The organism is Streptomyces sp. NPDC053750, from assembly GCF_044544295.1.
GTDB lineage: Bacteria > Actinomycetota > Actinomycetes > Streptomycetales > Streptomycetaceae > Streptomyces.
In genome coordinates, this window is sequence record NZ_JBITXB010000014.1 from 22043 (window position 1) to 34107 (window position 12065).

Annotated in this window: 1 protein-coding gene (cut by a window edge); it reads left to right on the forward strand. The window is 71.4% G+C overall.

The window, feature by feature from the left end; translation table 11 throughout:
- Positions 1 to 2: 2 nt before the first annotated feature.
- Positions 3 to 12065 carry the 5' end (the start) of a type I polyketide synthase gene (locus ACIGO6_RS31185; protein ID WP_399882215.1) on the forward strand. The gene runs 17859 nt beyond the window's last position, so the window shows 12063 of its 29922 coding nt (coding positions 1–12063); its start codon is at positions 3 to 5; its stop codon lies beyond the right edge, outside the window.

Consider the following 12065-nt stretch of genomic DNA (forward strand, 5'->3'; position numbering starts at 1 on the left):
CCATGACCGACAACACGTTGCTCGACAACCTCAAGTGGGTTACCGCCGAACTGCACCAGACGCGTCAGAAGCTGCGCGACGTCGAGGCTGCGGCCGGTGAGCCCATCGCCATCATCGGCATGGGCTGCCGCTACCCCGGCGGCGTACAGGCTCCCGAAGAGCTGTGGCGGCTGGCCGAACGCGGTGAGGACGCGATCACGGACTTCCCCTCCGACCGCGGCTGGGACGTGGACGGCCTCTACGACGCCGATCCGGAGCACATGGGCACCTCCTATGTGCGGCGCGGCGGCTTCCTGCACGACGCGGCGGAGTTCGACGCGGAGTTCTTCGGCATCTCCCCGCGCGAAGCGGTGACGATGGACCCGCAGCAGCGGCTGATGCTGGAGGTCGCCTGGGAGGCGTTGGAGCGGGCGGGGATCGATCCCGAATCCGTACGGGGCAGCCGTACCGGCGTGTTCGCCGGAATGATGTACCACGACTACAGCGGCCTGCTGGAGCGCGCGTCCGAGGAGTACGAGGGATTCTTCGGGAACAGCACCTCCGGCAGCGTGGTGTCCGGCCGGATCGCCTATGAACTGGGTCTGGAAGGCCCTGCGGTCACCATCGACACCGCCTGTTCGTCGTCCCTCGTCGCGCTGCACCTGGCATGCCAGGCGCTGCGGAAGGGCGAGTGCTCCATGGCGCTCGCCGGTGGTGTGACGGTGATGGCCACGCCACGGCCCTTCATCGACTTCAGCCGGCAGCGCGGGCTGGCCCCCGACGGGCGGTGCAAGTCGTTCGCGGACAGTGCGGACGGCACCGGCTGGTCCGAGGGCGCCGGAGTGCTCGTGGTCGAGCGACTGTCCGACGCCCTTCGCAACGGCCACCCCGTCCTCGCCGTCGTACGCGGCTCCGCGGTCAACCAGGACGGAGCGAGCAGCGGCTTCTCCGCGCCGAACGGTGCCGCGCAGCAGCGGGTCATCCGCCAGGCCCTCGCCGACGCCGGCCTCACCGTCGCGGACGTCGACGCCGTCGAGGCGCACGGCACGGGCACGCCGCTCGGCGACCCGATCGAGGCGCGTGCGCTGCTGGCCACCTACGGCGCCGAACGCGGCCCGGACGGGCACCCGCTGCTGCTGGGCTCCGTCAAGTCCAACATCGGGCACACCCAGGCCGCCGCCGGTGTGGCCGGTGTGATCAAGATGGTCATGGCGATGCGCCACGGCACGCTCCCGGCCACCCTCCACGTGGACGAGCCCTCCTCCCACGTCGACTGGGAGGCAGGAGGGGTACGACTGCTCACCGCGGCCGCTCCCTGGCCGGGAACGGGGCGCGTCCGGCGCGCGGCGGTCTCCGCGTTCGGTGTCAGCGGCACCAACAGCCACGTCATCCTCGAACAGGCACCCGCCGCCGACTCCGCAGAGCCCGGCGACCTCCGTGGCCCCCTGCCCTGGCTCCTCTCCGCGAAGACCGAGGACGCGCTGCGCGCGCAGGCCCGGTCGCTGCGGTCCCACCTCGACGACCACCCGGATCTGCGACTCGACGACGTGGCCCGGTCCCTCACCCACGGCCGTACGGCCTTCCGGCACCGGGCGGTGCTGCTCGGCTCCGACCTCGACGAGATGCGCGACCACCTCCGCGCCCTCGCCGCGGGCACCGGCTCACCGGCACTGGTCGAAGGCGTCGCCGAACAGCGCCGCGACCAGGCCGTGTTCGTCTTCCCCGGCCAGGGCGCGCAATGGGTCGGCATGGCCCTGGAACTGCTCGACTCGTCACCGGTCTTCGCGGCCCGCATGACCGAATGCGCCGAGGCGCTGCGCCCCCATGTGGACTGGTCCCTGCTGGACGTTCTGGACGACGCCGATGCGCTGGAGCGCGTCGACGTCGTCCAGCCCGCCCTGTTCGCCGTGATGGTCTCGCTGGCCGCGATGTGGCGCTCGGCAGGCGTCGAACCCGCCGCCGTGGTGGGCCACTCCCAGGGTGAGATCGCGGCGGCGTGCGTCGCCGGCGCCCTCTCCCTGAACGACGCCGCACGCGTGGTGGCACTGCGCAGCCGGGCCCTGGTGCGACTGGCCGGACAGGGCGGGATGGTGTCCGTGCCGCGACCGGCCGACGACATCGACCTTGCCGGGGGACTGTCGATCGCCGCCGTGAACGGCCCCCGCTCCACCGTGGTGTCGGGCGGCACGGAAGCCCTGGAAGCGCTGCTGAGTTCGGACGAGCAGGCACGCCGTATCCCGGTCGACTACGCGTCGCACTCGCCGAGTGTGGAAGTCCTCGCGGACGAGTTGATCACGGCGCTGCGCGACATCCGCCCCCGGGCGTCACAGATCCCGCTGTACTCGACGGTGACCGGCGGCCTGCTGAACACCACGCGCATGGACGCCGAGTACTGGTATCTGAACCTGCGAGCCACGGTCCGCTTCGAGCAGGCGGTCCGCGCCCTCGTCGAGCAGGACTGCACCGACTTCGTCGAGGTGAGCCCCCACCCCGTGCTCACCTTCGGAGTCCGCGAGATCCTGGACGACGCGGACCGGACCGGCCTGGCCGCCGGAACCCTCCGCCGCGGGGACGGCGGCCGGAACAGGTTCCTCACCTCGCTGGCGGAGCTGTTCACGCACGGCGTCACCGTCGACTGGGGCGCGATCGTCGGCGGCACCCACCGACACGTCGACCTGCCGACGTACGCCTTCCGGCGCGCCCGGTACTGGCCGGTCGGTCTGCGGGACCGGGTGAGCGCCACGGGCGACTTCGCGGTGTCCGACCACGCCTTCCTGCACATGGCGCTCGGCCTCGCCGACGGCGACGGATTCGTCCTCACGGGACGAGTCTCGCTGGAGACCCACCCCTGGCTCGCCGATCACATCGTTCTGGACCAGACCCTGCTACCGGGCACCGCGCTGCTCGATCTGGCGATCAGAGCCGCAGACCAGGCCGGATGCGGACGCGTCGACGAGCTTACGTTCGAGGCACCCGTGGTCCTCCCCGACGACGGCGCGCTGCAGATCCAGGTGATCGTCGCGGCAGCCGACGGCACGGGCCGCCGTTCCGTCGACATGTACACACGACTCGCCGACATCGCCGACCAGGAATGGGTGAGGTGCGCCGGCGGCGCCCTGGCGGCGGACCCGGGGGCAGTCCCCGGGGTGGTGCAGGGAGCGGACCCGGCGATGGCTCCGGGGGCGGTGGTGCCCGGCCCGACCTCCTGGCCGCCGGCCGAGGCGGAGCCCATCGACCTCGTCGACCACTACACCCACCTGTACGACGAGGGACTCGTCTACGGCCCGGCGTTCCAGGGCCTGCGCGCCGCGTGGCGCACGCGCGACGCGGTGTACGCCGAGGTCGTCCTGCCCGAGGAGAGCGGAGACGGCCGGTTCGCCGTCCACCCGGCCCTGCTCGACGCCGGCCTGCACCTCGCCGGGCTCGCCGCGCCGACCGACACGACGGCACCCCGGCTGCCGTTCGCCTGGACCGGCGTGACCCTGCACGCGGCAGGCGGAACCGCCCTGCGCATACGTCTCGCGGGCTCAGGGCCCGACGCCCTGTCCCTGGTGGTCACGGACGCGACGACCGGTGAACCGGTGCTGTCGGCCGAATCCCTGGTCGTACGCCCCGTGTCGGCGGCGCAGCTCACCGCCCGGGACGCCACGCTGTTCCACGTCACCTGGCGCCCCGCCTCGGCCGACGAGCAGACAGCGCCCCACCCGGTGACGGAGGACGTCGTCTTCGACGTCGACCAGGAGAACCCGCGGGAGGCCGTGCACACCGTCCTGGAGCGCCTCCAGTCCTGGCTTGCCGACGACAGGTCCGCATCGGGCCGGCTCGTGATCGTGACACGAGGCGCCGTCGCCGTCCGGTCGGGCGAGGCACCGAGCCGCCCGGCGGGAGCCGCCGTGTGGGGCCTGGTCCGGGCGGCCGAAGCCGAGAACCCCGGATGCTTCGCCCTCGTCGACCTGGACGAGACCGACCCCGAAGGCCACGGCCTGGCGATGGCACTGGCCTCCGGCGAACCGCAGACAGCCGTCCGCGACGGCGCTCTCCACGTCCCGCGCCTCGCCCGCCTCCCGCTGCCCACCGGACCCGACGCGACGCCGTTCGACCCCCGGGGAACCGTGCTCATCACCGGCGGCACAGGAGTCCTGGGCGGCCTGGTGGCACGGCACCTGGTGACCGAACACGGCGTGCGGCACCTGCTGCTGCTGAGCCGCAGCGGCGACCTGGCCGAGGAAACCCTGAACGACCTCTCCGCGCTGGGCGCCACCGTACGCGTCGTCGCCTGCGACGCCGCCGACCGCCAGGCCGTCGCCTCCGTCCTCGACTCGATTTCGGCGGCACACCCCCTCCGCGCGGTCGTGCACGCCGCCGGCGTGCTGGACGACGGACTGGTCACCGCTCTCAGCCCGGAGCGCGTCGACACCGTACTCCGGCCGAAGATCGACGCCGCACTGGTCCTCGACGAGCTCACCCGCGACCTCGACCTCGACGCCTTCGTCCTCTTCTCGTCGGCAGCCGGCACGCTGGGTGCCGCGGGGCAGGCCAACTACGCCGCCGCCAACGCCTTCCTCGACGCACTTGCCGCCCACCGACGCGCCCGCGGCCAGGCCGCCACCGCGCTGGCCTGGGGATTCTGGGAACCACGCAGCGGCATGACCGGCCATGTCGACGAAAGCGACCTGCACCGGATCAACCGGTCCGGCATCGCCGCGCTGACGGCCGCCGAGGGGCTGGCCCTGTTCGACCGTGCGCTGACCTCCGGCGAACCGGCGCTCCTGCCCGCGCGCCTGGACATCCCGGCCCTCCGCGCGGCCGACACCGCCATCGCACCTGTGCTGCGCGACCTGGTGCGGGTGCCCGTACGACGCGGCGGCGGCGACGAGGCCCTCAGCGCACGTCTGGCCCGGCTGCCTGCCGCCCAGCGCACTGAGGTACTGCTGGAGCTGGTCAGGACACGTGCTGCGGCGGTGTTGGGGCATGGGTCGGCGGCTGCGGTGGGTGGGGAGCGGCCGTTCCGGGAGGTGGGTTTCGACTCGCTGACGGCGGTGGAGTTGCGGAACGGGTTGTCGGTGGCGACGGGGCTGCGGTTGCCTGCGACGTTGGTGTTCGATTATCCGACGCCGGTGGCGTTGGCGGAGTTCCTGGTGTCGTCGTTGGTTTCGTCGGCGTCGTCGGCTGCGGTTGGGGTGGCTGGGCGTGGTGGAGTGGCGTCGGCGGTGGTGGGGTCGGACGAGCCGATCGCGATTGTGGGGATGGCGTGTCGATTCCCGGGTGGGGTGCGTTCGCCGGAGGATCTGTGGCGGCTGATGAGTTCGGGCTCCGACGCCATCACCCCGTTCCCGACGGACCGGGGCTGGGACCTCGACGCGCTCTACGACCCTGAGCGGAGCCGCCCGGGAACCACCTACGCCCACGAGGGCGGGTTCCTCGAAGGAGCCGGTGACTTCGACGCGGAGTTCTTCGGGATCTCGCCGCGCGAGGCGCTGGCGATGGACCCGCAGCAGCGGCTGCTGCTGGAGACGTCCTGGGAGGTCTTCGAGCGGGCCGGGATCGACCCGGCGACGCTGCGCGGCAGCGACACCGGCGTCTTCGCCGGCGTGATGTACCACGACTACGGATCCCGACTGGCGTACGTCTCCGACGACATCGAGGGCTACCTGGCCAACGGCACGGCCGGCAGTGTCGCCTCGGGCCGGCTGTCGTACACCTTCGGACTCGAGGGCCCCGCGGTGACGGTGGACACGGCGTGTTCGTCGTCGTTGGTGGCGCTGCACCTGGCGGTGCAGTCGCTGCGGCAGGGCGAGTGTTCGCTGGCCCTCGCGGGCGGTGTGACGGTGATGTCGACACCGAACATGTTCGTGGAGTTCAGTCGCCAACAGGGGCTCGCACCGAACGGTCGCTGCATGTCCTTCGCCGCCGGCGCCGAGGGTACGGGGCTTGCTGAAGGTGTGGGTGTGCTGTTGGTGGAGCGTCTGTCGGATGCCCGGCGTAACGGGCATCGGGTGCTGGCGGTGGTGCGGGGTTCGGCGGTGAATCAGGACGGTGCGTCGAACGGGCTGACCGCGCCGAATGGTCCTTCGCAGCAGCGGGTGATCCGGCAGGCGTTGGCGAGTGCGCGGCTGGAGCCGTCCGAGGTGGATGCGGTGGAGGCGCATGGCACCGGCACGAGGCTGGGTGACCCGATCGAGGCGCAGGCGTTGCTGGCCACGTACGGCCAGGACCGGGACACGGGGCGGCCGCTGTGGCTGGGTTCGGTGAAGTCGAATCTGGGTCATACGCAGGCGGCTGCGGGTGTGGCGGGTGTCATCAAGATGGTGATGGCGCTGCGGCATGGTGTGCTGCCCGCGACGCTTCATGTGGAGGAGCCGTCGCCGCATGTGGACTGGTCTGCGGGTGAGGTGCGTCTGCTGACGGAGCAGGTGGCGTGGCCCGAGGTGGATCGTGCGCGTCGGGCGGGTGTGTCGTCGTTCGGGATCAGTGGGACCAATGCGCACGTGATCCTGGAGGAGGGTCCTGAGGCTGCGGTTGTGGCGGGGGATGCGGCGGAGTGGTCGGGTCCGGTGCCGGTGGTGCTGTCAGGTCGGACGGGTTCGGCGTTGGTGGAGCAGGCGTCGCGGTTGAGGTCGTTTGTTGCTGAGCGGCCCGATGTGTCGGTGGTGGATGTCGCGGCGGCGGCTGCGGGGCGCAGTGTGTTCGAGCACGGCATGGCGCTGGTGGTCGAGGACCGGGCCGAGCTGCTGCGGGAGCTGGACGCGGTGACCGCCGGTGCGGGCGGGGTGACGGGGCGTGCGGGGACGGTGGGTCGGGTTGCGTTCTTGTTCGCGGGGCAGGGTGCGCAGCGGGTGGGTATGGGCCGTGTGTTGTATGAGCGGTTCCCGGTGTTCGCGGGAGTGTTGGACGAGGTGCTGGAGCGTCTCGGTGTGCGGGACGAGTTCTTCGGTGCGGATGCGGAGGTGTTGGAGGCGACGGGTGTTGCGCAGCCGGTGCTGTTCGCGTTCGAGGTGGCGCTGTTCCGGTTGTGGGAGTCGTGGGGTGTCGTGCCGGATGCGGTGGCTGGGCATTCGGTGGGGGAGATAGCGGCCGCTCATGTGGCGGGTGTGTTCTCGCTGGAGGACGCGTGTGCTCTGGTGAGGGCGCGTGGCCGGCTGATGCAGGGGCTTGCGGCCGGTGGGGTGATGGTGGCGGTGGAGGCGTCCGAGGAGGAGGTCACGCCGCTGCTGGATGGTGTCGAGGGTGTGTCGTTGGCGGCGGTGAACGGGCCGGCGTCCGTGGTCGTCTCCGGCGCGCAGGATGCGGTGGAGCAGGTCGTGGCAGCCCTGTCCGAGCGGCGTTCGCGGCGGCTGAAGGTCAGCCATGCGTTCCATTCGCCGTTGATGGAGCCGATGCTGGACGACTTCCGTGAGGCGGTGGCGGGGTTGTCGTTCCGGGCTCCGGAGCGGCTGCGGTTTGTGTCGACGGTGACCGGTGGCCCGGTGGTGGAGGAGATCGCGTCGGGGGAGTACTGGGTCGGGCAGGTGCGTCGGGAGGTGCGGTTCGCCGACGCGGTGCGGTCTCTGGCCGAGGGCGGCGTGGAGACGTTCGTCGAGATCGGGCCCGATGGTGTGCTGAGTGCCATGGGGCAGGAGGTCGTGGACGACGGCCGTACGCTGTTCGTGCCCGCCGTGCGCCGTGACCGGGACGAGAGCGTGTCCGTCATGACCGCGCTCGCCCACGTTCATGTCCGCGGGGCCCGGGTCGACTGGCCGGCAGTGTTCGGTCGTTCGGGGCCGGCGGGGCTGGATCTGCCGACGTATGCCTTCCAGCACCAGCGCTACTGGCTCACGAGCGACGGCTCCCGTGCCGGTGACGTCAGTGCCGCTGGGCTCGACGCTGCCGACCACCCGCTATTGGGCGCCGCTGTCGAGCTGCCACAGTCCGGCGGACACCTCTTGACCGGACAGCTGACCACGAGCGTCGAGGGATGGCTGGCGGATCACGAGATACGGGGCATCCGCCTCGTACCAGCCACGGTGTTCGTCGAGCTCGCGCAGCGGGCCGCAGACGCGGTGGGCTGCGGGCATATCGCGGAACTGACGGTGGAAGCGCCGCTCGCACTGCCCGAGCAGGGCCGCGTGGCGGTGCAGGTGACCGTCGCCGACGAGGAGGCGGGGACGGGCGACCGCGCGTTCACCGTCCATGCCAAGCACGACGGTGAGGAATGGATCCGGCATGCCACTGGCCTGCTCGGCGCTCAGCTCCCCGAAGCGCCCGCCGACTTCGGAACGGAGTGGCCGCCGCGTGACGCCCAGCCGGTGGATCTGGACGGTCACTACCGCCAGCTGGCCGACGACGGGTTCGGCTACGGTCCCGCCTTCCAGGGCCTGCGAGCGGTATGGCGCCGCGGTTCGGAGATCTTCGCCCACGTAGAGCTGTCCGAGGAGCTGGGTGCCGGACGGTTCGGACTGCACCCCGCGCTGCTCGATGCCGCATTCCACGCATGGCGCGCCGACGGAGCGGAAGAGCCCGGCAGGCTGCCCTTCAACTGGCGTGCTATCGGGCTCTTCAAGGAGGGCGCCCGGGAACTGCGGGTGCGGCTGTCGCCGGTGGGTGAGGACGCGGTCGCGCTCGCCGCTACCGATACCGAGGGCGTACCGGTTGTCGCGGTGGAGTCGCTGTCCTTCCGCCCCGTGTCGGACGATCAGCTGCGCGACGCCCGTCAGGGCGGCATGGACTCGCTTTTCCGTATCGACTGGCAGCCGGTCGCCACCCCCGTACGACGGAACGACGACCACCAGGTGATCCGATGCGTGAGCGACGAGTCGTCCGCGCGTTCCGCGGATTCGGTGCGCTCCGTCCTGAACGAGGCGTTGGCGTCCGTAAGGGAGTGGCTGGCCCAGGACGACCGCGCCGCGTCCGAGCGCCTCGTCGTCGTGACCCGGGGCGCGGTGCCGGGCGGCGACACCGACGGCGGCGACGTGGATCTCGCCGGTGCCGCGGTGTGGGGGCTGATCCGTTCCGCGCAGTCGGAGCATCCCGGCCGGATCGTGCTGGTCGACACCGACACCGACAGCGATGCCGAAGGCGACGACGTGGTCGCGCTGGCGGTGGCGACCGGCGAGCCGCAGGTCGCGGTACGCGGCGGGTCTCTCTACGTACCCCGTCTGGCCCGTGCCGCGACCGTCGCCGACGCGGCCGACTGGGACCCCTCGGGCACCGTGCTCATCACCGGAGGCACCGGCATGCTGGGAGCTGCGACAGCCCGGCACCTGGTCGTCAACCACGGCGTACGACACCTGCTGTTGGCCAGCCGCAGCGGTGACGCCGGGGACCTCGTCGAGGAATTGGCCGCGCACGGGGCGGAAGTGACGATCGCGGCCTGCGACGTCGCCGACCGCGAGTCCGTCGTACGCCTGCTGGCCGGGATTCCGGCCGATCACCGACTGACCGCCGTGGTGCACACGGCCGGCGTGGTCGATGACGGCGTACTGGACGCGCTGACCGACGAGCGCCTCGACACCGTCCTGCGCCCGAAGGCCGACGCCGCATGGCTGCTGCACGAACTCACCCAGGACCTGGATCTCGACACGTTCGTGCTGTTCTCGTCCGTCGCGGGCACCCTGGGTGCTGCGGGGCAGGCCAACTACTCCGCCGCCAACGCCTTCCTGGACGGCCTGGCCCACCATCGCCGTGGAATGGGGCTCCCGGCCACGTCCATCGGATGGGGAATGTGGAATCCCACCGGTGGCATGGCGGGGCGCCTGGACGAGGCCGATCTGACACGGATGCGCCGGGCCGGCGTCAGCGCCCTCGGCATCGACGAGGGCCTGGCGCTGTTCGACGCCGCTCTCGCATCGGCCGATCCGACGCCCGTCGCCGCGAAACTGGACACCGCCGCCCTGGGCCGTCACACCGGGACGGACCTCGGCGGATCGGTACCGGCGCTGCTGCGCGCTCTGGTACGACCGGCCGGACCGCGCGATCGTGGAGCTGCCGCAGCCCAAGGGTCCGATCTCAAGCACCGGCTGGTCGCGCTGTCGGCGGCAGAGCGGCAGGATCTGGTCCTCGATCTCGTACGTCGCCGTGCTGCGGCGGTGTTGGGGCATGGGTCGGCGGCTGCGGTGGGTGGGGAGCGGCCGTTCCGGGAGGTGGGTTTCGACTCGCTGACGGCGGTGGAGTTGCGGAACGGGTTGTCGGTGGCGACGGGGCTGCGGTTGCCTGCGACGTTGGTGTTCGATTATCCGACGCCGGTGGCGTTGGCGGAGTTCCTGGTGTCGTCGTTGGTTTCGTCGGCGTCGTCGGCTGCGGTTGGGGTGGCTGGGCGTGGTGGAGTGGCGTCGGCGGTGGTGGGGTCGGATGAGCCGATCGCGATTGTGGGGATGGCGTGTCGATTCCCGGGTGGGGTGCGTTCGCCGGAGGATCTGTGGCGGCTGATGAGTTCGGGCTCCGACGCCATCACCCCGTTCCCGACGGACCGGGGCTGGGACGTCGACGCGCTCGGCAATCCGGATCTCGAGCGGTCGGGTACCTCGAATACCCGCGAGGGTGGATTCCTGCACGACGCGGGTGACTTCGACGCGGAGTTCTTCGGGATCTCGCCGCGGGAGGCGCTGGCGATGGACCCGCAGCAGCGGCTGCTGCTGGAGACGAGCTGGGAGGTCTTCGAACGGGCCGGGATCCCTCCGACCTCCCTGCGGGGCAGCGACACGGGCGTCTTCGCCGGCGTGATGTACCACGACTACGCGTCGGGGCTGTCCACTGTGCCCGAGGAACTGGAAGGCTACCTGGCCAGCGGTAGTGCCGGCAGTGTCGTCTCGGGCCGTCTGTCGTACACGTTCGGTCTTGAGGGGCCCGCGGTGACGGTGGACACGGCGTGTTCGTCGTCGCTGGTGGCGCTGCACCTCGCGGCGCAGTCGCTGCGGCAGGGCGAGTGTTCGCTGGCCCTGGTCGGGGGAGTGACGGTGATGTCGTCCCCTGCGGCCTTCATCGAGTTCAGCCGTCAGGGCGGGCTCTCGCCGGACGGGCGGTGCAAGGCTTTCGCGGCCGGTGCCGACGGTACGGGGTGGTCCGAGGGCGTCGGTGTGCTGCTGGTGGAGCGTCTGTCGGATGCCCGGCGTAACGGGCATCGGGTGCTGGCGGTGGTGCGGGGTTCGGCGGTGAATCAGGACGGTGCGTCGAACGGGTTGACCGCGCCGAATGGTCCTTCGCAGCAGCGGGTGATCCGGCAGGCGTTGGCGAGTGCGCGGCTGGAGCCGTCCGAGGTGGATGCGGTGGAGGCGCATGGCACCGGCACGAGGTTGGGCGATCCGATCGAGGCGCAGGCGTTGCTGGCCACGTACGGCCAGGACCGGGACGCGGGGCGGCCGCTGTGGCTGGGGTCGGTGAAGTCGAATCTGGGGCATACGCAGGCGGCTGCGGGTGTGGCGGGTGTCATCAAGATGGTGATGGCGCTGCGTCATGGTGTGCTGCCGGCCACGCTTCATGTGGAGGAGCCGTCGCCGCATGTGGACTGGTCTGCGGGTGAGGTGCGTCTGCTGACGGAGCAGGTGGCGTGGCCCGAGGTGGACCGCCCGTGGCGGGCGGGTGTGTCGTCGTTCGGGATCAGTGGGACCAATGCGCACGTGATCCTGGAGGAGGGTCCTGAGGCTGCGGTTGTGGCGGGGGATGCGGCGGAGTTGTCGGGTCCGGTGCCGGTGGTGGTGTCTGCTGGTAGCGAGGTGGCGTTGCGGGCTCAGGCGGGCCGGTTGGTGCCGTTGGCGGGGGATGTTCCGGTGGCGGTGCTGGGTCATGCGCTGGCGACGACGCGTGCGGTGTTGGAGCACCGTGCCGTGGTGGTGGCCGGTGATGAGGCTGAACTGCGGCAGGGTCTGGTGGCGTTGGCGGCGGGTGAGCCCGCTGGCGGGGTGGTGACGGGGCGTGCGGGGACGGCGGACCGGATCGGCTTCCTGTTCGCGGGGCAGGGTGCGCAGCGGGTGGGTATGGGCCGTGTGTTGTATGAGCGGTTCCCGGTGTTCGCGGGAGTGCTGGACGACGTCCTGGAGCGTCTCGGTGTGCGGGACGAGTTCTTCGGTGCGGACGCGGAGGTGTTGGAGGCGACGGGTGTTGCGCAGCCGGTG